The organism is Butyricicoccus sp. AM27-36, assembly GCF_003480945.1.
GTDB lineage: Bacteria > Bacillota > Clostridia > Oscillospirales > Butyricicoccaceae > Agathobaculum > Agathobaculum butyriciproducens.
Genome location: NZ_QUJR01000012.1, coordinates 890 through 25382, shown reverse-complemented (window position 1 = coordinate 25382; position 24493 = coordinate 890). Strand labels below are relative to the sequence as shown.

Annotated in this window: 24 protein-coding genes and 1 rRNA gene (1 of these 25 only partly in view); 22 read left to right on the top strand and 3 right to left on the bottom strand. The window is 55.6% G+C overall.

Annotated elements, in window-relative coordinates; translation table 11 throughout:
* Positions 1-69: 69 nt before the first annotated feature.
* The gene (locus tag DW724_RS13765; RefSeq protein ID WP_110436586.1) at positions 70-1728 is read left to right on the top strand and encodes a ribonuclease J; all 1659 of its coding nucleotides are present in this window, start codon (positions 70-72) and stop codon (positions 1726-1728) included.
* A 62-nt stretch (positions 1729-1790) separates the two neighbouring features.
* Here DW724_RS13765 and DW724_RS13760 read toward each other — a convergent pair whose 3' ends face one another.
* The gene (locus tag DW724_RS13760) at positions 1791-2327 is read right to left on the bottom strand and encodes a hypothetical protein (protein ID WP_116704867.1); all 537 of its coding nucleotides are present in this window, start codon (positions 2325-2327) and stop codon (positions 1791-1793) included.
* A gap of 38 nt (positions 2328-2365) precedes the next feature.
* The gene (locus DW724_RS13755; RefSeq protein ID WP_158580371.1) at positions 2366-3358 is read right to left on the bottom strand and encodes a biotin--[acetyl-CoA-carboxylase] ligase; all 993 of its coding nucleotides are present in this window, start codon (positions 3356-3358) and stop codon (positions 2366-2368) included.
* A 108-nt stretch (positions 3359-3466) separates the two neighbouring features.
* On the opposite strand from DW724_RS13755, the gene DW724_RS13750 reads away from it, so the two are divergent.
* From DW724_RS13750 to DW724_RS13740, 3 genes are all read left to right on the top strand, one after another.
* A complete protein-coding gene (locus DW724_RS13750) occupies positions 3467-4264 on the top strand; it encodes a YlmH family RNA-binding protein (protein ID WP_158574454.1) in 798 nt (265 codons plus the stop codon).
* A 246-nt stretch (positions 4265-4510) separates the two neighbouring features.
* On the top strand, positions 4511-6601 hold the full coding sequence (locus tag DW724_RS13745) for an S-layer homology domain-containing protein (protein ID WP_118761864.1): 2091 nt from the start codon (positions 4511-4513) through the stop codon (positions 6599-6601).
* 24 nt (positions 6602-6625) lie between these two features.
* The gene (locus DW724_RS13740) at positions 6626-7099 is read left to right on the top strand and encodes a hypothetical protein (protein ID WP_118761863.1); all 474 of its coding nucleotides are present in this window, start codon (positions 6626-6628) and stop codon (positions 7097-7099) included.
* A gap of 60 nt (positions 7100-7159) precedes the next feature.
* Here the strand turns inward: DW724_RS13740 and DW724_RS13735 are convergent, their stop codons facing one another.
* Complete coding sequence (locus DW724_RS13735) at positions 7160-8470, bottom strand: alpha-amylase family glycosyl hydrolase (protein WP_118761862.1); 1311 nt, start codon at positions 8468-8470, stop codon at positions 7160-7162.
* 100 nt (positions 8471-8570) lie between these two features.
* On the opposite strand from DW724_RS13735, the gene DW724_RS15685 reads away from it, so the two are divergent.
* The 18 genes from DW724_RS15685 to DW724_RS13650 all read left to right on the top strand — a co-directional run.
* A complete protein-coding gene (locus DW724_RS15685) occupies positions 8571-8942 on the top strand; it encodes a hypothetical protein (RefSeq protein WP_158580369.1) in 372 nt (123 codons plus the stop codon).
* Between the two features lie 127 nt (positions 8943-9069).
* The gene (rplS, locus tag DW724_RS13725; RefSeq protein ID WP_110436593.1) at positions 9070-9411 is read left to right on the top strand and encodes a 50S ribosomal protein L19; all 342 of its coding nucleotides are present in this window, start codon (positions 9070-9072) and stop codon (positions 9409-9411) included.
* 125 nt (positions 9412-9536) lie between these two features.
* Positions 9537-10103: a signal peptidase I gene (lepB, locus tag DW724_RS13720; protein WP_110436594.1), complete on the top strand. Its 567-nt coding sequence runs from the start codon at positions 9537-9539 to the stop codon at positions 10101-10103.
* Between the two features lies 1 nt (position 10104).
* Complete coding sequence (ylqF, locus tag DW724_RS13715; protein WP_110436595.1) at positions 10105-10962, top strand: ribosome biogenesis GTPase YlqF; 858 nt, start codon at positions 10105-10107, stop codon at positions 10960-10962.
* A gap of 56 nt (positions 10963-11018) precedes the next feature.
* The gene (locus tag DW724_RS13710) at positions 11019-11636 is read left to right on the top strand and encodes a ribonuclease HII (RefSeq protein ID WP_117752253.1); all 618 of its coding nucleotides are present in this window, start codon (positions 11019-11021) and stop codon (positions 11634-11636) included.
* Complete coding sequence (locus DW724_RS13705; protein ID WP_158580367.1) at positions 11633-11983, top strand: YraN family protein; 351 nt, start codon at positions 11633-11635, stop codon at positions 11981-11983. The genes DW724_RS13710 and DW724_RS13705 overlap by 4 nt, the downstream gene beginning before the upstream one ends.
* A gap of 2 nt (positions 11984-11985) precedes the next feature.
* Positions 11986-12948 carry a dipeptidase gene (locus tag DW724_RS13700; RefSeq protein ID WP_118761859.1) on the top strand — a complete coding sequence of 321 codons (963 nt, stop codon included), beginning with the start codon at positions 11986-11988 and terminating at the stop codon, positions 12946-12948.
* 100 nt (positions 12949-13048) lie between these two features.
* Positions 13049-14542, top strand: coding sequence for a threonine synthase (thrC, locus tag DW724_RS13695; protein WP_118761858.1), 1494 nt, complete (start codon positions 13049-13051; stop codon positions 14540-14542).
* Positions 14542-15243, top strand: a complete 702-nt coding sequence (locus DW724_RS13690; RefSeq protein WP_118761857.1) for a metallophosphoesterase — start codon at positions 14542-14544, stop codon at positions 15241-15243. The genes thrC and DW724_RS13690 overlap by 1 nt, the downstream gene beginning before the upstream one ends.
* Positions 15244-15321: 78 nt before the next feature.
* A complete protein-coding gene (tig, locus tag DW724_RS13685; protein ID WP_118761856.1) occupies positions 15322-16653 on the top strand; it encodes a trigger factor in 1332 nt (443 codons plus the stop codon).
* Between the two features lie 165 nt (positions 16654-16818).
* Positions 16819-17400, top strand: a complete 582-nt coding sequence (gene clpP, locus DW724_RS13680; RefSeq protein WP_117490728.1) for an ATP-dependent Clp endopeptidase proteolytic subunit ClpP — start codon at positions 16819-16821, stop codon at positions 17398-17400.
* Positions 17401-17453: 53 nt separating this feature from the next.
* On the top strand, positions 17454-18770 hold the full coding sequence (gene clpX / locus DW724_RS13675) for an ATP-dependent Clp protease ATP-binding subunit ClpX (protein WP_118761855.1): 1317 nt from the start codon (positions 17454-17456) through the stop codon (positions 18768-18770).
* Between the two features lie 131 nt (positions 18771-18901).
* Positions 18902-21316, top strand: coding sequence for an endopeptidase La (gene lon, locus DW724_RS13670; protein ID WP_118761854.1), 2415 nt, complete (start codon positions 18902-18904; stop codon positions 21314-21316).
* Position 21317: 1 nt separating this feature from the next.
* Complete coding sequence (yihA, locus tag DW724_RS13665; protein WP_227600708.1) at positions 21318-21929, top strand: ribosome biogenesis GTP-binding protein YihA/YsxC; 612 nt, start codon at positions 21318-21320, stop codon at positions 21927-21929.
* Positions 21930-22322: a hypothetical protein gene (locus DW724_RS13660; protein ID WP_117490730.1), complete on the top strand. Its 393-nt coding sequence runs from the start codon at positions 21930-21932 to the stop codon at positions 22320-22322.
* 159 nt (positions 22323-22481) lie between these two features.
* Entirely contained in the window at positions 22482-22802 is a 321-nt protein-coding gene (locus DW724_RS13655; protein WP_158574710.1) for an SCP2 sterol-binding domain-containing protein, read from the top strand.
* 109 nt (positions 22803-22911) lie between these two features.
* Complete coding sequence (locus tag DW724_RS16275) at positions 22912-23037, top strand: hypothetical protein (protein ID WP_256372149.1); 126 nt, start codon at positions 22912-22914, stop codon at positions 23035-23037.
* A gap of 428 nt (positions 23038-23465) precedes the next feature.
* Positions 23466-24493 (top strand): 16S ribosomal RNA (locus DW724_RS13650); it runs 716 nt beyond the window's last position.

Here is a 24493-nt window from a genome sequence, read left to right as displayed (position 1 = left end):
AAAAGCGGAAACGACATCCGCGTACATATAATAAACAACAATCAGATAAAGGAAAGTGATAATACTATTATGAAGGAAAAACTGAAGATCATACCGCTCGGCGGTCTGAACGAGATCGGTAAGAACATGACGGTGATCGAGTACGGCAATGACATCGTAGTTATCGACTGCGGCGTTGCCTTTCCGGATGACGACATGCTGGGCGTTGACCTGGTCATTCCGGATACAACGTACCTCAAGCGCAACCTGAACAAGCTGCGCGGCTATGTGATCACCCACGGACATGAGGACCATATCGGCGCTATTCCGTATGTTCTGCGCGAGTGCAACGCACCGATCTACGCGACCCGACTGACCTGCGGCATCATCGAGACTAAGCTGTCCGAGCATAAGATGCCCCAGAAGGTCAAGATGAACCGCGTGCGCGCCGGTGATACGATTAAGCTCGGCTGCTTCAAGATCGAGTTTATCCACACCAACCACTCCATTGCGGATTCGGTTGCGCTGGCGATCACCACGCCGTTGGGCACCATCCTGCACACGGGCGACTTCAAGATTGACCTGACGCCGGTTTCCGGTGAGATGATCGACCTTGTCCGCATCGGTGAGCTGGGCAAGAAGGGACTGCTTGCGCTGATGAGCGACTCGACCAACGTCGAGCGTCCGGGCTACACGCCGAGTGAGAAAATCGTCGGCAAATCGCTCGAGAAATTTATCATGGAGAGCGACCAGCGCATCATCATTGCAACGTTCGCGTCCAATGTATCGCGTCTGCAGCAGATTCTCGACATTGCCGCCAAGGCAGGACGCAAGGTAGCCGTCTGCGGCCGAAGCATGGAGAAGATCTCCAAGGTTTCGATGGAGCTGGGTTATCTGAAGGATTCCGGCAAGGTCATGATCGACATTTCCGAGATCAAGCGCTACGCGCGCAGCCAGCTGATCATCGTATCCACCGGCTCTCAGGGTGAGACCATGTCCGCGCTGTACCGTATGGCGTACGGCAGCCACAAGCAGGTGGAGGTCAATTCCGGCGACCGTATCCTGATCGCAGCGTCTGCTATCCCGGGCAACGAGAAGTCGATCAACAACATGGTCAACGAGCTGTACAAGCAGGGCGCTGAGGTCATTTACGACCGTTCGGCAGCCATCCATGTTTCCGGCCATGCCTGCCAGGAGGATCTTAAGCTGATGCTCGGTCTGTGCAAGCCAAAGTACTTCATTCCCGTACACGGCGAGTACCGCATGCTCGTGCAGCATGCCGGTCTGGCACGCGAGATGGGTGTCAACCCGAAGAACATTCTCGTCAGTGAGATCGGCCGTCCGATCGAGATCAGCGAAAATTCGGCTCGTCTGGGCAATTCCGTGCCGGCCGGCCGTCTGCTGGTAGACGGTCTGGGCATCGGTGATGTCGGCACTGCCGTTCTGCGTGACCGCAAGCATCTGTCCGAGGACGGTCTGCTGGTTATCGTTGTCACGGTTGACGCAACGACCGGCGTTGTCATTGCGGGTCCGGATATCGTATCGCGCGGTTTCGTTTACGTCAAGGAAGCCGAGGCTCTCATGGAGGAACTGCGTACCATTTCGCAGATGGCGCTTGACCGCTGCTCGGTAGAGAATCTGCGTGACTGGAACAGCCTGAAATCTGCCATCAAGGGCGATGTAAGTGATTACCTGTTCAAGAAGACCAAGCGCAGCCCGATGGTCCTGCCGATCATCATGGAAATCTAAATGTAAGATGGATAAGAAAAGACACCGAGAAATCGGTGTCTTTTTTCGTATAAGCCCTATCATTAACCTTTATACATGCCAATCTTGCACAGCTCTTTAATCATATCCGGCACGGTCTGACCGGCAATCTCGAGCCGCTCTGCGGCGCCGGGTTTCTCCTCGGAGAACGTATCCCATGCGGTGACAAGATGTCCGGTCGGCTCCATGCCGTACTTTTTCAGCAGGGGAACGAAACGCTTTGCAGTCTCGCTGTAAATGGACAGAACCTTGTACTTCTGTACGAAAAGCTCCTCCTCGGTGGTCAGAGAGCCAATGGCGAATGCCGAAAGCCCGTCCTGATACAGCAGTTCGCCGTAGCCGTCTAAAATCATGGTCAGCTGCTTTTTTGTCATGCCGTCCAGATACCAGACCTCATCGCTTTCTGCATCCGGATGGATGGCGAGGAACAGCGGCTCGTCCAGCTCGGCGTAGAACGAATGAACAAAGTCGCTCAGCTTCTCGAAGCTGAGGTTTGCGGTGATGGTGTTGCCGTCCAGCTCGTACTGCTCGGACAGCTTTTCGGGGAACGGAACGGTCACGCCTGCAGCGGTTTGAAACATAGAAATATCTCCTTATATATAATGTATAAAAATGCGGTTTACAGTCGAATGCTGATCTCGCCTGAGGACAGGGCATTCACCTGTCCGTCTGCGGTTTTCACCAGCAGATGTGCATTCTCGTCCAGTCCGACGCACTCGGCTTCGTAGCGGCCTGCCGGACTGCTGACCGTCACCGGACGGCCGATGCAGCACAGCCGTTCGCGGTACTGCTCGAGCAGCTCGGGTTCCTTGCCCTGCTCGAGCAGCAGGTACACATCCTCGAAGTGGTTGAGGACAGCGGCGGCCAGTTCGGCTCTGCGGGGCGGCTTGCCGAAGTCACTGATGGCACCCGCGACCGCCTGTACTTCCTCGGGCCACGCCGGATTGGGCTGCAGATTGATGCCGATGCCGACCACGAGCGAGCTTACCGTGCCGGTTTCGCCCTCGATGGTCGCTTCCGTGAGGATGCCGCACAGCTTGCGTCCGTTCATCAGCACGTCGTTCACCCATTTGATTTGCGGCGTGAAGCCAGCTGTCTGCTCAATGGCGCGCACGACCGCGATCGCCGCCGAAATGGTGACGAACGACAGGTGCGACAGCGGCAGTGTCGGATGCAGCAGGATGGTCATGTACACGCCAGTGTCGGCAGGGGAGACGAACGTGCGGCCGAGCCGTCCGCGCCCGCCGGTCTGCTCCTCGGCAAACAGCGTGAAGCCGTGCTTTCTGCCGAGATACTGCTCCTTCATCGTTGTGTTGGACGAGGTGAGCGACGGCTCGACCAGGATTTCGCGTCCGATGACCGCGGTATCGAGCAGTGCGTCAATGCCTGCGGCAGTCAGGCTGTCGTCATCCGAGGCCAGGCGATAGCCTTCTCCGGTCACGGCGTCAATGGCAAGGCCGCTCTCGCGCAGTGCGGCGATCGCCTTGTGCACCGCCGCACGGGATACGCCAAGCTGCTCGGCGAGCCGTCCGCCGGAAAGGCGGGTGCCGCGTGCCTGTTCGAGTGCCTGCAAAACGGCGTCCTTCACGGTCAATTCGATCATCTCCATCATTAAAATGCTAATCTCTATTGTAAACGAAAAAAGAAGATAGTACAATACTATCATGCAAAACAATGGGCGGCATAACGGAAAATCCATGCCGCAATGGAGGAAAATACCTTGAAGACCAAGCAAGAGATCCTGACTGCGCTTGCCCACAGCGGCGACGATAAGCTGCTGCTGGCAGGACTGCTCGACAAGGAGCAGACGTGTGAGCAGCGCGGTTATCTGACCCATACCAAGTTCCTCGACCTCAAGCAGCGGGCGCTGTGCACGGATGCGGTGCGCCTTGCCGGAGCGACCGGTCATGCGCTGTTCTGGGGCGGCTATGAGGACGCGGAACGCGGGATCTATCTGTTTTATCCGGATTACATGGATGCCGAGAGCGCAAAGCTGTCCGCGCCATTGGCGCTGCTGCGCGCCCGCAAGCGCAGGGAGGACACGCTCACGCACCGCGACTACCTCGGTTCGCTGATGGGCCTGCAGATCGACCGTTCGGTGGTCGGTGACATTCTCGTGCACGAGGAAGGTGCAGACATCATCGTGCTCGAGGATATGGCGGAGTTCATCCTCATGCACTTCGCCAAAGCGGGCCGCAAGCAGCTTTCGCTGACACGCGAGGACCTCAGCGACCTGAAGCACGCGGCAGTCGAGGAAAAACGGGGGACCGGTTCGGTGGCGTCTCCGCGTCTGGACAGCGTAGCCGCTCTGATTTTTGGTCTGCCGCGCAAGGACGCACAGGCGCGGATCGAGAAGGGACTGGTATTCGTCAACAACACACCCTGCATGAAGCCGGAGCACCAGATTACGGAAGGCGACCGTCTGACTGTGCGCGGCGTCGGCCGTGCGCGCGTGGAGGCGTTCGGCGGTACGAGCCGTAAAGGACGAATTTTCCTCGAATATGTCCGAAATGCGTAAACATTGGCAGAATGTGTCCGGCAAAGCCTGTTGTCAAGCGGGTTTGTCTATGTTATACTTTAGGCAATACCAAACGATTAAAGCTGCGGCGCTTTACGGAAATTTTGTGTCCTGATGTCGTTGTGATTTTTTGCAATACCTCGTATTGCTGCAAAACCACGCCTAATCAGTACGCAAAATTTGCTCGTAAATCGCTCTTGTTCAATCATTTGGTATTGCCTGTAACCCACATACGAGGTGTATCTTATGAAAAAACGTTTATTATCTGCATTCCTGTGTGCGGCGATGCTGGCAACGATGATACCGGCAGCATTTGCCTCTGATCTGGACGGACACTGGAGCAAAAGCTTTATCGAATATCTGGATGAGGAGGGCATCATCAATCCGAGTGCGACCACCGGCAAGTACGAGCCGGAGCGCAAGGTCACTCGTGCGGAGTTCATGCGCTATGTCAACCGCGCGTTTCACTTCACAGAGAAGGCAAGCATTTCGTACAGCGATGTGCAGTCCAACTCGTGGTACTACGACACGGTGCGCATTGCCGAGAAGTACGGCTACATCAACGGCACCGGCAACGGCAGGATGAATCCGGAGGGTTATGTCACCCGTGAGCAGGCGGCGGTTATCCTCGGGCGGCTGTACAAGGCCGATCCGGGTAATGTAAAACCGGCAAACCTGTCTTTTAAGGATAAGACGAAGGTTGCGGCGTGGTCGGCAGGCTATGTCAAGGCGGCTGTGGACAAGGGCATCATCACCGGCTACAAGGACAATACCTTCAAGCCGACCAAGGTCATCACCCGCGCAGAGCTGGCGAAGATCCTGTACTATTATCTTGGAACCTCGCTCTCGACGGCAGGAAAAGCGTATACCGGCTCCGACCTCAAGAGCGATACCGCGAACGTCACCATCTCGGAAAGCTGCACGCTGTCCGACGCGACGATCGATGGCGATCTGTACCTGACCGAAGGTCTGGCTTCGGATGCGGTACAGCTGAATGACGTGTACGTCAAGGGTACGATCATTGTAGCCGGCGGCACGGTAACAATGACGAATACAATGAGCGACCACATCGTTGTGTCCTCGCCTATGGGTCGCCTGCTGCAGGTTACTGCGGCAGGCGCCGCTCGTTTTCCGAGCACAGAGGTTCGCAGCACAGCAGTGCTCTACGAGAAAAAGCTGACCACCGCAGGCTATGAAGGCTTCGCGGATGTAAAAATAAACGGTGATAAGAAGGTTTCGTTGACGCTGGATGCGGATATCAATCATCTGGAGCTGGATACCGAATCCACGGTTTCCATCACTGCGAATGCGTCGGTCTACCGCATGACCGCCAGCAAGCCTGCGTCTGTCACCGGCTACGGCACGATTTATCAGGCGGAGATCAAGAGCAGCGGCGTGAGTTTTGCCAGCAGCGTGCGGGTCTCCGGCTACACGATCGCAAACGGCGTGACCGCCATCGCAGGCGGACAGACGCTCACGGGCAGTGTGACGGCGGCTGTTTCGCCGGAAAGCATAGCGGTCGATCTGAATAACTTCTCTGCACTGGGCAAAAATGTTGCGGTCACCGTGCCGAACGGTCTGAAAATTGAGAAAATCGAGAGTAACGGTGCAGTCCTCGTCGCAGGCACGGACTATACGCAGACCTCGACCGGAGCCGCCATCAGCGCGGACTGGCTGGGCAGGCTGCCGCGCGGAAGCTACAAGCTGACGCTGACGCTCTCGGACGGCAAAACGACGGCAATCGCCATTGCGGTTACCGATTCTTCGGTGAACGAAAATGTGCAGAATGCGTCTTTTGACCGCTATTACAAGTCGGAAAAGTACGCGGATGTGCACACACGTCTGAGCGGCGCCAACACCTCGGAGGATATCCGGGATGTAGTGCTCGGTCTGTCGAGCATCGACTACACGTTCGATTCTTCGACGCGTTCGCTCATCCTGCCGCGCGGTGTGCTGGCGCAGCTTCGAGCGGGTAGCTACACCATCAGCGTTGAGCTGAAAAACGGCAAGACCGAGGCATTCACCCTGACCGTGAGCGATTCCGCACCGAACGGCGAAAGCTGGGCGGTCGAGGAGTACAACACGTTCTCGCCGAGCGAACCGAAGTTCACGCTGCCGCTGACGCGCACAAGCGTGCGTACGGTGACCGTGCAGAACAACGGCGTGACCGAAACGCTCAACGCAGGCAGCGATTACACGATCAGCGGTCAGACGCTGACGCTGAAAAAGTCTGCGCTTGAGCGTTACCGCAAGGACGGTACGGCTGTCGTATTCAGCGCCGATCTGGCGGACGGCACGGCGTATGCCCTCGTTATCGACTATGTAAAGCGAAAGTAACTTCTTGTAAAGGAGCGTGATGAAATGAAAAAGGCAGCAGGCTTTATCGTTTTACTGATTTTCATGACGGGATTGATCGGCTGCAGTGGAAAAACGGTCAAGCTGGACTTGCCGTTTACAGCCGATGATGTGGAAAGTGCTGTAATGTATCATTTCGAGGGCGTCCCTATAACGGCAGAGAAGAAAATCGTTACAGACAAAGACGATATCAAAGCGCTGTATGAGCGGCTGGAAGGTCTGCCGCTCAAAGATAAGACGATAGATGATAGCGGTGACGGAGGAGATGTGACCAGTTTTCGGTTTCAGCTTTCGGACGGGACGAACTATGAACTGATTTACGTCTGCAGCGGCGTGAAAAACGGCTATCTGGCTTCGCAGACAGGCGGATTTCGCTATTTCACACGTGCGGATATCGGCGCCTGCTGGAATGACTTGAATCAAGAACTTGTGGCAGAACATGCCGATCAGAGCGAACTGCCGGGATATGATCCGGCATAAAGGCATAAAAACCCTCTGTATGAAACCATACGGAGGGTTTTCTCTATCTTACGGGTACGCTCAGCACTCACACTTCCAGAAGTAAGCCGAGTACGGAGGCAATTCGCTGCCGCCGCCGAAGTCGTGCATTTCTCCGGTAATGAGGTCCACAGCACGGCCGCAGCGCGCGTCAAAGTGTGCATGGTACGGCTGCTCGTCGATATTTACCGCAACGAGCACGCGTTCGCCGTCTGTCTCGCGCTCCCAGATGCACTGCTTGTTGGTGAGCACAAGCTGCTTGAAGCCGCCGTAGCAAAGCGCGCGGCTTTCACGGTGCGCCTTCGCCATTGCGGTGATACGGGCGGTCAGGTCGTTCTCGATCGGCTGCTCGAACGAGGGACGCAGAGCGTCATCGCCGTCCTGCTTTTTGCCCTCGGCACCCCATTCGCTGCCGTAGTAGATGCACGGAATGCCGGGCATGCCGAACAGCAGCGCATAGATCAGCGGCAGATGCGCCGGATTCTGCAGGATGGACGCAACGCGCGTCACATCGTGGTTATCCACAAACGAAAGCAGGTGCTTGCCTTTATACAGCGTCCAGTTTTCCGGACCGAACTGGCGCAGCAGCGAATGCGTGATCTCAAACAGGTTGTAGCTGTTCATCGAGGAATACAGACCCTTGTAGCACTCGTAATTCGTGCAGGAGTGCAGCATGCCATCTCCGACAAACTGGTTGTAATCGCCGTGGAGCAGCTCGCCGACGAGGAAAAAGTCGGGCGAGAGCGAGTCGCAGAAGCCGCGCAGCGCACGGATGAAATCCTTGTCGAGACAGTACGCCACGTCCAGCCGCAGACCGTCAATGCCGAATTCGTCCTTCCACTGCCGGATACACTCGAAAATGTGGTGCTGCACATCGGGGTGGCGCAGATTGAGCTTTACCAGCTCGAAATGACCTTCCCAGCCCTCGTACCAGAAGCCGTCATTGTAGTTTGAGTTGCCGTCAAAGGAGATGTGGAACCAGTCCTTGTAGGGGGAATCCCATTTTTTCTCCTGCACATCCTTGAACGCCCAGAAACCTCGTCCGACATGATTGAATACGCCATCCAGCACAACTTTGATGCCGTGCTCGTGCAGTGTTTTGCAGACGGCGGCGAAATCCTCGTTGGTGCCGAGACGGCAGTCCACCTTGCGGAAATCGCGGGTGTCGTAGCCGTGGCTGTCGGACTCAAAAATCGGGGAGAAGTACACGGCATTGCAGCCGAGAGATGCAATATGCTCCGCCCAGTCGCTGACCTTGCGGATGCGCGGAACGGTCACGCCGTCGTTTACGCGCGGCGCACCGCAGAAGCCGATGGGATAGATCTGATAAAATACGCTTTCGTATGCCCACATGAAAAAACACTCCTTTACATCGGGTAGCATTTTCAGTATAATAAAAGTGAATAAGAAATGCAAGCGATTTGTGATAAAAATTATGCAAGATGGCGATAAAATGCGAAAAAATTCTTATGTTGCGGGATTGGGGATTTGTCTGCTTTTATGCGCTTGCAGTCAGCAAAAGCCGATTAGATTGCTTGCCGACGCAGAAATTGTGTCCACAGACAGCCGAAATCAAACAATCACTGTGCGGGATGCGGGAGAGACGACTGTATTCGGCGAGCATGGCACGGCAGACTGCTCGAAAGCAGCGCTTTCTGCTTACAATTCCGACACCGGCAAAACGCAGGAAATCGGCTTTGAGGACCTGCAGGTGGGAGATTACGTTGTCATCGGCATTTATGACAACGAGAAGGCGCAGGCGCAGACCGAGACCGTGCACGCCGAGTCTGTCGAGCGAATGAGACAAAAATCTGCGCAGGATTGAAAAAACACTTGCAATCCGCCGCATGATATGATATTATAGTCGAGTAACAATGAACACGGGCATTCCTCTGCTCATTTATGGGTTTACGATGCGGCAAGAATGTCTAAGACGAAAGGAAGACTAAAAAATGGATCTCGTTAAAGTCCTGTCCGAGCAGCAGCTCAAGAGCGATCTGCCCACTCTGAAGATCGGCGACACCGTTAAGGTACACGCAAAGATCAAGGAGGGCAACCGCGAGCGTATTCAGGTATTCGAAGGCATCATCATTGCTAAGAAGCACGCTGGCGTAAACCAGACCGTAACCGTTCGCCGCATTTCTTACGGCGTAGGCGTAGAGAAGACCTTCCCGGTACATTCCCCGAACGTTGCTAAGTTCGAGGTTGTTCGCAGCGGTAAGGTTCGCCGTGCTAAGCTGTACTACCTGCGCGGTCGCGTAGGCAAGGCTGCCAAGATCGCAGAGAAGGTTTAATTCTAACATTACAACCGAACAAAAACGGGGAGCTTTTGCTCTCCGTTTTTTGTTTTCACTTGCGCATACGCTGTATTATCGCTATAATAATATTGTATGCTATCTTTTTGATGGAGGAAATCATAATGCAGCAAACCGAAAATAAAAAGAGTGAGGGACGCTTCTCGAGCGAGCTGTTCGGCTGGGGCGAATCCCTGATGGCGGTTCTGGTGTTCTTCGTGGTCGTATTCACGTTTTTCGTGCGCCTGATCGGCGTGGACGGCATGAGCATGTACCCGACCCTCGAGGATCACAGCATCATGCTGGTAAGCAACCTGAACTATACGCCCGAGCGCGGAGACGTTGTCGTGCTGCGCAAGGAGGGTTTTTACAACAATCAGCCGATCGTCAAGCGCATCATTGCGACCGGCGGCGATACGGTGGACATTGATCCTGTAACCGGCGACGTGAGCGTCAACGGCGAGGTCCTCGATGAGCCGTATATCAACGAAACGATCGACGTACTCGAGCATATGGGCGATCTGACCTATCCGCAGACCGTGCCGGAGGGCTGCGTGTTCGTCATGGGCGACAACCGCAACGCCTCTACCGACAGCCGCGACAGCCGTCTCGGCATGGTGGATGAGCGCTACATCCTCGGTCATGTGCAGAGCGTGGTTTTCCCAATCAGCGATTTTGGAACGGTGAAGTAATATGAACATTCAATGGTATCCCGGACATATGACAAAGACTCGCCGGCAGATGGCGGAGTATATCAAGCAGGTGGACGCAGTCTGCGAGGTCGTGGACGCACGCATTCCGCAGGTGTCCCGCAACCCGGATATGGATGAGATTGCAGCAGGCAAGCCGCGTATGATGATCCTCAACCGCATCGACCTGGCCGACCCGAACATGACGGCTGTCTGGGCGAAGCATTTCCGCGAGCAGGGCATGGCGGTCATCCAGACCGACAGCCGCAGCGGCAACGGCACGCAGGCGTTCTCCGGTGCGGTTCGCACGCTGCTGGCGGACAAGATCGCCCAGTGGAATGAGAAGGGTCTGGTCGGCAAGTCCGTCCGCGTGATGGTCGTCGGCATCCCGAATGTGGGCAAATCCACGTTCATCAACCGCATTCTCGGCAGAAAATCCGCCAAGGCGGCGGATCGTCCGGGTGTAACGCGCGGCAGCCAGTGGTTCCGCGTGGAGAGCGGCATTGACCTGCTCGACACCCCGGGCATCCTGTGGCCGAAGTTCGACGATGAGCGCGTCGGCATTCTGCTGGCGTGCACGGGCGCGATCAAGGATGATATTCTGGACGTTGAGACGCTCGGCTGCAAGCTGATGGAGCTGCTCGCCGAACAGGCGCCGCAGACCATCATCGACCGCTACAGCATCGCCATTCCGGAGGAGGAGTGCGATTTCCTCGGTTATGAGCTGCTGCAGCAGGCGGGCAGGCGCCGCGGTTTTCTGCTGCGCGGCGGTGAGATCGACACCGAGCGCATGGCGCGCATCCTGCTCGATGAGTTCCGCGGCGGTGTTCTCGGCCGCATTACGCTCGAGAAGCCGGAATAAACCAACATTTCGAGGGCGAACCACTGTGTTCGCCCTTGGTTTTAGGAGAGACGAAAATGACTTGGGAATACGAAGAAAAAGCATGGGCGAACGGCTACGGCTCGGTGTGCGGCGTGGATGAGGCCGGACGCGGTCCGGTCGCCGGACCGGTGTGCGCTGCCGCAGTTATCCTGCCCGCCGGAATCGTCATCGAGGGGCTGAACGACTCGAAAAAGCTCAGCGAAAAGAAGCGTGAGAAGCTGTTCGATGAAATCACGGAAAACGCGCTTGCGTGGTCGGTTTCGCTCGTGGACGAGCGGGTGATTGACGAGATCAACATCCTGCAGGCGACTTACCGCGCGATGAAGCAGGCGGTGGACGGTCTGACACGCCCGGCGGATTTTGTCTATGTGGACGGCAACCGCTCACAGGGACTCGAGCAGCCGCACGAGTGCGTGGTCTCCGGCGATGCAAAAATTCCGTCTGTCGCGGCAGCGTCCATCATCGCCAAGGTAACGCGAGACCGCCTGATGCGCCAGTTCGCCGAGCAGTACCCGCAGTACGGCTTTGAAAAGCACAAGGGCTACGAGACCAAGGCGCACGATGAGGCACTGCTCGAACACGGTCCATGCCCGATCCACCGGATGACCTTCCTCAAGAAATTTTACGAAAAGCATCCGGATGCACCGCGATGAAGGGCGCGTGGGGAGAAAAAGCGGCGCGGCTGTACCTCGAAAAGCGCGGCTGGCACACGGCAGCGACGAATTTCCGCACCCGGTTCGGTGAGATTGACATTATCGCGGAGAACGCGCAGTATGTTATCTTTGCGGAGGTCAAGACGCGCAGGAATGCCCGCTACGGTCCAGCGTGCGAAGCCGTCACACCAGCCAAGCAGGCGAAGATCATCGCCGCTGCACAGGCGTGGCTGCAGGAGCATCCGACTGAAAAACAGCCGCGGTTTGACGTGATCGAGGTTTACGGCGAGGAAAGCGCACCGGTCCCGCCGCGCATCAACCATCTGGAAAACGCCTTTGGAGGGTGAGTATGAAGCTGTTTGATTTGCACTGTGACACCATTTACGAGTGCTGCGAGACAGGAAAACACCTGCGGGAGAACGATTTACATATCAATTACGCGGCAGCGCGCAGGTATCAGCCATATGTGCAGTTTTTTGCGCTGTTCTGCGGCGCGAGACAGCCGTATTCGCCGGAAACACGCGACTGTCTGCTCGATACGCCCGCCGATGAGCGGTTCGACCGCATGCTGACGACTGCCAGACGCGAGTTTGCCGCCAACGCCGACTGGCTGACGTTCTGCCGCTCGGCGGCAGACATCCGCGCGGCAGTGGAGGCCGGAAAGGCGGCGGCGCTGCTCTCTATCGAGGGCGCGGAGCTGCTGCCCGACCGGCCGGACGCGCTCGATTATGTTTACGACGCCGGTGTGCGTCTCATCACGCTGACGTGGAATTACCGCAGCCGCTACGGCTGCTCATCCGCCGTGGGTCAGAACGAGGGTCTGACCGAGCTGGGCAAGCAGCTGGTCCGTGACTGCGGCGAGAAGGGGATACTCGTTGATGTATCGCACCTGTCCGACCGCGGGTTCTGGGACGTGTGCGCGGCAACCGACCGTCCGTTTGTTGCGACCCACAGCGATTCGCGGGTTCTGTGCCGCAACTCGCGCAACCTGACCGACGAGCAGTTTGCCGAGATTGCCAACCGCAGGGGACTGGTCGGCGTCAACCTGTACACGCCGTTCCTCGTGCGGCAGAGCGATTCGGTGATTGATGACGCCATCGACCACATCGAGCGTTTCATCGGTATGTACGGCGAGAAGGTGGTCGCGCTCGGCTGTGACTTTGATGGCTGCGATACCCTGCCGATCGGCATTGATGGTCTGGCGGATATGTATCGTCTGGCAGACCGCATGTTGACACTTGGCTACAAGCAGGAAACGGTCGATGGGCTGTTTTATGACAACGCATTCAACTTTATGCAGAAAATGTTGTGACAGGACGGCGGAATTTCCACGGAATTGCCTATTGCCCAAACATACATATTTGCTATACAATAGAAGGAGCAATCAAAACCACTGCGGAGGTTGTAAAAATATGGATTATGTAAGCACAAGAAATAAGGAGCGCAAGGTTTCCGCGGCATACGCCATCGCCAACGGTATCGCACCGGACGGCGGTCTGTACTGCCCGACCGCGTTTCCCACGCTTACCGACGCGGATTGGAAAACGCTTGCGGAGAGCGATTACAAGGGCCGCTCGGCGCTCATTCTCGGCAAGTTCCTGACCGACTTTACGGCGGAGGAGCTGGCGGACTTTGCGTCCAAGGCTTACGCCGATGAAAAGTTCGGCGGTGCAGATACCGCACCGGTGGTAAAGCTGGGCGAGGGCAAGAACCTGCTTGAGCTGTGGCACGGTCCGACCTGCGCGTTCAAGGATATGGCGCTGCAGATGCTGCCGCACCTGCTCACCGCGTCCCTGCGCAAGACCGGCGAAACCCGTACCGCCTGCATTCTGGTCGCTACCTCGGGTGACACCGGCAAGGCAGCGCTCGACGGCTTCCACGATGTACCGGGCACCAAGATCATGGTGTACTATCCGGTGGACGGCGTATCGCCTATGCAGAAGCTGCAGATGGTAACGCAGGAAGGCAGAAACGTCGAGGTTGTAGCCATCCACGGCAACTTTGACGATGCACAGAGCGCGGTAAAGCGCATCTTCACCGATGAGGATACCCGCGCAGCGCTCGATAAGGACGGCATGATGCTGTCCTCGGCAAACTCCATCAACTGGGGCCGTCTGGCGCCGCAGATCGCGTACTACGTTTCCGCATACTGCGATATGGTTGCCGCAGGCACCATTGCACAGGGCGATAAGATCAACGTCTGCGTACCGACGGGCAACTTCGGCAACATCCTTGCGGCGTACATCGCCAAGAAGATGGGTCTGCCGGTCAACAAGTTCATCTGCGCGTCCAACCGCAACAACGTGCTGACCGACTTCTTCAAGAAGGGCGGCGAGTACAACCGCAACCGCGATTTCTTCACCACCACGTCGCCGTCGATGGACATCCTGATCTCGTCCAACCTCGAGCGTCTGCTGTTCTTCGCTTCCGACTTCAACGACAAGCTGGTCGCAGAGCTGATGGGCAAGCTGAATACCGAGGGCAGCTACAAGGTAGCCGAGGATGTATTTGCCAAGATCGAGGCTGAGTTCGACGCAGGCTGCTGCGATGACAGCCACGCGGCTGATACCATCAACAAGCTGTGGAAGGACGAGAACTACCTGTGCGATACGCACACCGCAGTTGCCGTTCGTGTATACGAGGACTACCGCGCACGCACCGGCGACGAAACGCCGACCGTGATCGCGTCCACCGCGTCTCCGTTCAAGTTCTGCCGCTCGGTCATCGAGGCGCTCGGCGGTACGCTCGAGAACGATGACGTTACCCAGCTGGAGGTGCTCTCTCAGCTGACGGGTGTACCGGCACCCGCTCCGCTCGCCGCTTTGGCAGGCAAAACGCCGCGCTTTGACCGCGTGGTAGACAAGGCCGACATTCTGTCCACCGTCGGCCTGCTCAAGGATCTATAATGGCGCTTTATACGCTTGCCGATCTGCACCTTGCTTCTGATGTAGCCAAGCCGATGGATATTTTCGGCGGCCGGTGGCAGGGGCACACGGAAAAGATCATCAAAAACTGGCGTGCGCTTGTTGCGCCGGAGGACACTATTGTTTTGGGCGGGGATATTTCGTGGGGCATCAACCTTGCGGAAGCGAAAGGCGATTTTGCGCTGATCGACTCGCTGCCGGGCAAAAAGATCATTTTGAAGGGCAACCACGATCTGTGGTGGGAAACCGCCTCCAAAATGCACCGTTTCTTAGATGAAAACGGATTTACTACCATTGATTTTCTGCACAACAACTGTTTTTTCTATGAAAAGACCGCGCTGTGCGGCACACGCGGCTGGCCCTTTGAGGAGGACTTCGCCGACCCGCACAACGAGAAAATCTTCAAGCGCGAGCTGCTGCGGCTCGAGGCGTCGCTGAAGCTCGGCGCTGCCGCAGACCCGGAGGAGATTCTCTGTTTCCTGCATTATCCGCCGCTTTATGCGTCCTACCGCTGCGGTGAGATCATCGAACTGCTGCATAAGTACGGTGTAAAGCGCTGTATTTACGGACATTTGCACGGGAAAAGCCTGAGTCATGCCGTAACAGGCGAGCAGGAAGGAATAGAATGGAAGCTCGTCTCCGGAGATTTTGTGGATTTTATCCCGATTTTTCTGAAAAAATAGAAAAAACTATGGAAATTCTCAAAATAATCTGGTAGAATGATTTAGATACAATCGAAAGTAAGTAAGGAGATTGGCAACATGGAACTGAAAAACACTGAAAAGCAGGAGCACAGCGTCGTTGCTCTGACTATCGAGATCACCAAGGCTGAGTTTGAAGCAGCTAAGGACAAGGCATTCAAGAAGACCGGCAAGAACATCACTGTTCCGGGCTTCCGCAAGGGCAAGGCACCGCGCAAGATGATCGAGAAGCTGTACGGCGAAGGCGTGTTCTTTGAAGAAGCTTTCAATATCATTTACCCGGACGCTATGGAAATGGCTGTTGAGAAGTCCGGCATCAAGCCGGTCGGCCGTGCAGACGTTGACCTGGGCGACCCGGCAGAAGAGGGCGGCCTGACCATCATCGCCAAGGTACCGGTTGAGCCGGAAGTTGAGCTCGGCGAGTACAAGGGCATCGAGGTTGAGAAGGAGACCGTTAAGGTTCTGCAGGCTGACGTTAAGGCAGAGCTGAACCGCATGGCTCAGCGCAACGCCCGCACCGAGACCGTAGAGCGCAAGGCTAAGAAGAACGATACCGTTGATATCGACTTCGAGGGCTTCGTAGACGGCGTTCCGTTCGAGGGCGGCAAGGCAGAGCATCACGAGCTGACTCTGGGCTCCGGCGCATTCATCCCGGGCTTCGAGGATCAGCTGATCGGCTGCAAGGCCGGCGACGAGAAGGACGTAGTTGTTACCTTCCCGGAGGAGTACCACGCTAAGGAGCTGGCAGGCAAGGAAGCTACCTTCAAGTGCAAGGTACACAAGGTTGAGGAGACCATCCTGCCGGAGATCGACGACGAGTTCGCTAAGGACGTTTCCGACACCTGCGAGACCCTTGACGATCTGAAGAAGGAGATCACCGAGCGCCTGAAGGCAGAGCGTCAGGAAGCTGCTGACAACGCTTTCGAGGAGAAGGTTCTGGACGCTGTAATCGACGGCATGAAGGCTGACATTCCGGCTGCAATGATCGACGCTCAGGTTGACACCATTGTACAGGACTTCGGCTACCGTCTGCAGATGCAGGGCATGGGCCTCGAGCAGTACCTCAAGATGACCGGCACTGAGATGGGCGCATTCCGCGCAATGTTCCAGAGCCAGGCAGAGCGTCAGGTTAAGACCCGTCTGGCACTGCAGAAGGTTGTTGAACTGGAAGGCATTACTGTTTCCGACACGGAACTCGAGGAAGAGTATGCTAAGATGGCAGAGCAGTACAAGATGGAAGTCGAGAAGGTTAAGGCCATCGTATCCAAGGAAGCTCTGGAGGGCGATCTGAAGATCTCGAACGCGCTCGAGTTCATCAAGAAGAACGCCAAGGTTAAGAAGGCAGCAAAGAAGAAGGCTGCTGAGGAGACCACCGAGGAGACCGCAGAGTAATTTCTGCTGATTCCCCAAAGCGCGCAAACAACAGCAAACCAAACGCTTAGCGTTGGTTCATAAGAAAAGCGCGAGCGACGCTCGCGCTTTTTCACCTATATTCAAGGAGGACAAAATCTGCGCTTTTTCGCAGCTTATCCACCTTGCTGAAAGGAGTTTTCCCAAGTGAGTTTAGTCCCTATGGTCGTAGAGCAGACCGGCCGCGGCGAGCGTTCGTTTGATATTTACTCCCGTCTGTTGAATGACCGCATTATCATGCTGTGCGATGAAGTAAACGACACGACCGCTTCTCTGGTCGTGGCTCAGCTGCTTTATCTGGAAGCACAGGACCCGGATAAGGATATTTCGCTGTATATCAACAGCCCCGGCGGCTCCGTAACCGCAGGTATGGCGATTTATGACACCATGAATTATATCAAGTGCGATGTTTCGACCATCTGCATTGGCATGGCGGCTTCCATGGGTGCATTTCTGCTGTCCTCGGGCGCCAAGGGCAAGCGCTACGCGCTGCCGAATGCTGAGATCATGATCCATCAGCCGTCCGCCGGCACGCAGGGTCAGATCACTGATATGGCGATCCACCTGAAGCGCCTTGAGATCATCAAGAAGCGCATGAACAAGATCCTGTCCGAAAATACCGGCAAGCCGGTTGAGACCGTGACGGCTGACTGCGAGCGCGATAACTTCATGACCGCGGACGAGGCTGTTGCATACGGCCTGATCGACAAGGTATTCGATAAGCACTAAGGCAATTCTGCATTGTCGTAATTGTAATTTTTTTCGTAGTATAGAGGTGGCATATGCCAAGTTATGATGATGGAAAAGAACTGAAATGCTCGTTCTGCGGCAAGCCGCAGAGCCGCGTGCGCAAGCTGATCGCAGGACCGAACGTGTATATCTGCGATGAGTGTATCGGCGTATGCACCAGCATTCTGGATGACGAGCTGGATCTCATGCCGGAGTACGAGCCGCAGAGCCATGCACTCGTAAAGCCCGAGCACCTGCCGACGCCGCAGGAGCTGAAAAAAGTGCTCGATGAGTACGTTATCGGTCAGGATCGCGCGAAGATTGCCCTTTCAGTTGCGGTTTACAACCACTACAAGCGCATCTACCATCCGGAGACCGAGGTAGAGCTGCAGAAGTCCAACATCCTGATGCTGGGTCCGTCCGGCTCGGGCAAGACGCTGCTGGCACAGACGCTGGCCAAGACTCTGCAGGTTCCGTTCGCGATCGCGGATGCGACCACGCTGACCGAGGCCGGTTACGTCGGTGAGGATGTCGAGAACATCCTGCTGCGACTGATTCAGGCGGCGGACTTTGATGTGGAGCTGGCAGAGCACGGCATTATCTACGTCGATGAGATCGACAAGATTGCCCGCAAGAGCGAAAACCCGTCCATCACCCGCGATGTTTCGGGTGAGGGCGTACAGCAGGCACTGCTGAAAATGCTCGAGGGCACGGTTGCCAACGTACCGCCGCAGGGCGGACGCAAGCATCCGCATCAGGAATTCATTCAGATCGACACGACCAATATTCTGTTTATCTGCGGCGGTGCATTCGACGGTATCGAGGGTATCATCCAGAAGCGCACCGGTAAGCAGGGTATGGGCTTTGGTTCTGAGGTAAAGGGAAAGGAAGACGAGCAGACCGACCGTCTGCTGGCCAAGATCGAGCCGCATGACCTGATGAAGTTCGGCCTGATTCCCGAGCTGATCGGCCGTCTGCCGGCCATCGTTTCGCTCGATACGCTGGATAAGGAAGCACTTGTCCGCATCCTGCAGGAGCCGAAGAACGCACTGGTCAAGCAGTACGAAACGCTGTTCGCAATGGACGGTGTAGAGCTGAAGTTCCAGCCGGAGGCACTGGAGCGTGTGGCTGAGGTTGCACTCGAGCGCAAAACGGGTGCCCGCGGTCTGCGCGGTGTGCTGGAGAACGTGATGACCGACATCATGTTCCGTATTCCGTCCGATGAGACCGTCTGCCGCGTGGAGATCACGCCGGGCGTTGTGGACGGCACCGGCGAGCCGATTGTCGAGCACGGCGAACGCACGGCTGTTCCGGCGGAAAAGCAGCCGCCGAAAAAGGCTTCGCGCAGAAAGCCGACCAAGAGCGCATAACCAATCAAAACCAATACGGGCGGGGAACGAGATTCCCGCCCGTATTTTAACGTTCAACGCCTTTACAAACCCCGGAAGATATACTATACTGAAACTAATAGACAATTTTCCGTGCAAGGAGAAACGAACATATGACAGAGCTTAACGGAATCATCCTCAGCCGCCTGCCGGTGCTGCCGCTGCGCGGACTGACGGCGTTCCCTAATATGATTGTCCACTTTGATGTGGGCAGAATGATGTCGATTCGCGCACTGGAAGCGGCGATGAAGAACGGCCAGACCATCTTCCTGACCGCGCAGCGCGAACTGAAAACCGATACGCCGACGCCGAGCGACCTGTACCAGATCGGCACGATCTGCCAGATTCGCCAGATCCTGCGTCTGCCGGGCGATAATATCCGCGTGCTGGTCGAGGGCAAGACCCGCGCACTCGCGCACAACTTTATCGCCGCCGAGAAGGACGAGGACTGCATGTATGCCGAGGTTGAGGAACTCGAGGACTACGTTTACGGCGTGACCGAACGCCGCGCGCAGGCACTCGTGCGCACCGCGCAGGAGCGTTTCGGCGAGTATGCACAGTATGCGTCCCGTCTGTCACCCGATGTGGAGCTGACCGTAGCCGAGGGCGGCGATCCGGGCTATCTGGCAGACTATATCGCCCAGAATATTCCGGTCGATGTGGCAGCCAAGCAGGAGATCCTCGAAGAGCTTGGCATTACCCGCCGTCTGGTGATGGTGATCCGCATGCTCGGTGAGGAGACCGAGGTCCTCAAGATCGAAAACGAGATTCAGGACGAACTCAAGACCCAGATCGACAAAAACCAGAAGGAATACTACCTGCGCGAGCAGATCAAGGTCATTCAGACTGAACTCGGCGAACAGGACGTAGCCGCAGAAGCGGAAAGCTACCGCACGCGCGTGCTCGACCTCAAGCTGCCGAAGGAGTGCGAGGACAAGCTCATCCGTGAGGTGGACCGCTTTGCCAAGTTGAGCGGCTCGACGGCCGAGCAGGGTGTCGTGCGTACTTATCTGGATACCGTGCTCGACCTGCCGTGGAATAAGAAGAGCGAGGAACGTCATGATCTGGCGGAAGCACAGGCGATCCTCGACCGCGACCACTATGGCATGGAGAAGGTCAAGGAACGCATTATGGAGTTTCTTGCTGTCAAGAGCCTTGCGCCCGACCTCAAGGGGCAGGTGCTGTGTCTGGTCGGCCCTCCGGGTGTCGGCAAGACCTCGATTGCCAAGTCCGTTGCAGAGGCCATGGGCCGCAACTACACGCGCATGAGCCTCGGCGGTGTGCGTGACGAGGCGGATATCCGCGGTCACCGCAAGACCTACATCGGCGCAATGCCCGGCCGTATTATGGATGCGCTGCGCCGTGCCGGTACGTCCAACCCGCTCATCCTGCTCGACGAGATTGACAAGATGGGCAATGACTTCCGCGGCGATCCGGCATCGGCGATGCTTGAAGTGCTGGACACCGAGCAGAATGTTGCCTTCCGCGACCACTACATCGAACTGCCGTTTGATCTGTCCGACGTGGTGTTCCTGACGACTGCGAACGATCTTTCGACCGTTCCGCGTCCGCTGCTCGACCGTATGGAGGTTATCGAGCTGCCGTCCTACACGGCGGAGGAAAAGCGCCTGATCGCACGCCGTCACCTGCTGTCCAAGCAGATGAAGAAGCACGGCCTGAGCGAAAATCAGCTGATCGTGGACGATGAAACGCTTGATGCGATCATCAGCGGCTACACCCGCGAAGCAGGCGTACGCCGTCTTGAGCAGGTGCTGGCGAAGCTGTGCCGCAAGGCGGCAAAGCATATCGCGGATGGCGACGAAAGCCTGACGGCTACCAGGGAGAATCTCGAGGAGCTGCTCGGCACGGCGACTTTCAAGGACGATCTGGTCAGCAAGAAGGACGAGGTCGGCATTGTAAACGGTCTCGCGTGGACGAGTGTCGGCGGTGAAATGCTCGAGGTTGAGGTGGCAGTCGTGCCGGGCACCGGCAAGATCGAAATCACCGGCAACCTCGGCACGGTCATGCAGGAGAGCGCAAAGGCGGCTGTGACGTTCGTGCGCTCCAAGGCAGAGGCACTGAACATCGACCCAATGTTCTACAAGGACAACGATCTGCACATTCACTTCCCGGAGGCAGCGATTCCGAAGGACGGCCCGTCCGCAGGCGTGACGATCACCACGGCGCTGATTTCGGCATTGACCGGCGCGCCGGTTCGTCACGAGGTTGCCATGACCGGCGAGGTAACGCTGCGCGGCCGCGTGCTGCCGATCGGCGGTCTGCGCGAGAAAACCATGGCGGCGTACCGTGCGGGCATCAAGACCGTGTGCATTCCGAAGGACAACGAGAGCGATTTGAAGGACATCGTGCCGGTCGTTCGGGAAAACATCAACTTTGTCATTGCGGAGCACATGGACACGGTGGTAGAGACCGCGATTGACTTTTCGCGCCGTCCCAAGCAGAAAAAACGCAAGTCCGCACCGGTAAAGCGTGCAGCGGACTCGGCATCGACAACGGTGGTACAATAATATGGAAATGAAGAAACCGAATTTGCATAACGCGGAATTTCTGCGCTCGGCGGTCAAGGAAAGCGATTTTCCGCATGACCCGCTGCCGCAGATCGTGTTTGCGGGCAAATCCAACGTGGGCAAAAGCTCGGTCATCAACAAGTTGCTGAATCGCAAGAACTTTGCGCGTGTCAGTGCACAGCCGGGCAAGACCATTCACATCAACTATTTCACGATCGACAAGGCAATGTATCTGGTCGATCTTCCGGGCTACGGCTACGCGCGCGTTTCCAAGGCTGAGCAGCAGCGGTGGGGTGCTCTGATGGAGACCTACTTTGCAATGGATCTGCTGACGCTGGGCATCCAGATCGTGGACATTCGTCACAAGCCGACGCGCGACGATATGACGATGGCGGAGTGGTTCCGCGCATCCGGTAAGCCGTGGGTGATTATCGCCAACAAGCTGGATAAGATCAAGAAGAGCCAGCTTGCGGGCAATATCGCGGAGATTCGTCAGACATTGCTGTTGCCGGAGGAAGTGCCGGTCATTCCGTTCTCGGCAGAGAAGGGATTCGGTCGTGATGAGGTGCTTGACCTGATTTTCGAGCACGTTTGCGGAAAGGAAGAGGCATAAATGGATTTTTTCCGCCGTTTTATGGCAGGCCGCTACGGCAGCGACCCGCTCAATAACGCACTGCTCATTCTCGGCATTGCGCTCATTATCGTAGCGCGCATTCTCGGCTGGGCGTGGATGAACGTATTTATTCTCGCGTTGCTGTGCCTGTGCTATTTCCGCATGTTCTCGCGCAATATTCAGGCGCGGTATGCGGAGAATGAAAAGTTCATGAGATGGTGGCGTCCGGTATCGAACAGGATTCGCGGTGCACAGGGCCGTTTTGCCGACCGTAAGACACACTGCTATTTCAAGTGTCCGGAGTGCGGTCAGCGCCTGCGCGTGCCCAAGGGAAAGGGAAAGATTATGATTACCTGCCCGCATTGTCACACTAAATTCGATCGAAAGACCTGAAATTAACTGTTGATTACTGTTCAATTTACAAAGCGACTGTGCATTAAAAATTGCACAGTCGCTTTGTTACGGTTTCACGGCTAAATCACCAAAATTATCCTTGCTTTTTCTTGCATGTGTTGTATAATAAAGATAGAAAATAGAGCAGGGGTGAGTCCGATGGATATTGATCAGCTGATTGGAAAGTTTTACAACAGATTAAAGAAAGCCGATATTGCCGGCACGGAAGGCAAGGTTGCGGTGCAGTTTAATCTTACGGGCAAGATTACAGGTGTATTCTACATCGAAATCCTGAACGGCAATGTGTCCGTTATGCCGTATGAGTATATTGACCACGATGCAATCGTTTCCGGGTCGATGACGAATCTGGAGAAGGTGCTTACCGGCAAGCTGGTTCCGCAGGTTGCTATCGCTGAGGGAAAAATCAAGGTTGAAGGCAATGTGGATAAGGTTATGCTGCTGGCAGAGTTGATGAAGTAATGATGCAAAGCTGCATAGAGGAAGACCCGCCGTACTTTCAGGCGGGTCTTTTATGTAAAAGCATCCAAAGCGGTACATGCTGTAGTTATACAAGGAGAAATGCTCAAAAATGAATAAAAAACAGAAAAAAGTCAAGTTGACACTGGATATTATTGCGTGCGCGCTGTCAGCGGTCAGCGCAGGACTGTCGATTGCGGCTTTTGTAATCAGTCTTGTGCGGAGAAACGAGAAATAAATGTCGAACAGAGACGAAAAAACTCTTGACATTCGCTGTCGGATTTGGTATTCTAGTAAAGCTGTCTCTCAGAGACGAGCGCAAAACCGAAAAGTTTGATTTAGAACGACTTGATTCTTCAAAAAAGAATTTGAAAAAAGTTCTTGACAAACGCTTCTGGTTTTGATATACTAAATAAGCTGTTGATGAGCGGTTGAGAACGACGAAAAGTTGTGAAAACTCTTTGAAAACAGCAGATTGTACCTTGTAAATTAAACAACGATGTGCTTAAACTTTTGTTCAAAAGAACGAAGGTTGTAGTGCGAACCTGAAATTTCGAGAGTTTTTTACTCTTGGTAAATCGCTGGAAGTCACAACTCCAGTTAAAACAAAGTGACACGTCAGACTCTGAAGTCGGTTAAAACGAAAGAAATTTCGTTCTAATACAATTTTTAGAGAGTTTGATCCTGGCTCAGGATGAACGCTGGCGGCGTGCCTAACACATGCAAGTCGAACGGAGTCGTTTTGGAAAATCCTTCGGGATTGGAATTCTCGACTTAGTGGCGGACGGGTGAGTAACGCGTGAGCAATCTGCCTTTAAGAGGGGGATAACAGTCGGAAACGGCTGCTAATACCGCATAAAGCAATGAATTCGCATGTTTTCATTGCCAAAGGAGCAATCCGCTTTTAGATGAGCTCGCGTCTGATTAGCTAGTTGGCGGGGTAACGGCCCACCAAGGCGACGATCAGTAGCCGGACTGAGAGGTTGAACGGCCACATTGGGACTGAGACACGGCCCAGACTCCTACGGGAGGCAGCAGTGGGGAATATTGCGCAATGGGGGAAACCCTGACGCAGCAACGCCGCGTGATTGAAGAAGGCCTTCGGGTTGTAAAGATCTTTAATCAGGGACGAAAAAAATGACGGTACCTGAAGAATAAGCTCCGGCTAACTACGTGCCAGCAGCCGCGGTAATACGTAGGGAGCAAGCGTTATCCGGATTTACTGGGTGTAAAGGGCGCGCAGGCGGGCCGGCAAGTTGGAAGTGAAATCTATGGGCTTAACCCATAAACTGCTTTCAAAACTGCTGGTCTTGAGTGATGGAGAGGCAGGCGGAATTCCGTGTGTAGCGGTGAAATGCGTAGATATACGGAGGAACACCAGTGGCGAAGGCGGCCTGCTGGACATTAACTGACGCTGAGGCGCGAAAGCGTGGGGAGCAAACAGGATTAGATACCCTGGTAGTCCACGCCGTAAACGATGGATACTAGGTGTGGGAGGTATTGACCCCTTCCGTGCCGCAGTTAACACAATAAGTATCCCACCTGGGGAGTACGGCCGCAAGGTTGAAACTCAAAGGAATTGACGGGGGCCCGCACAAGCAGTGGAGTATGTGGTTTAATTCGAAGCAACGCGAAGAACCTTACCAGGTCTTGACATCCCGATGACCGTCCTAGAGATAGGGCTTCTCTTCGGA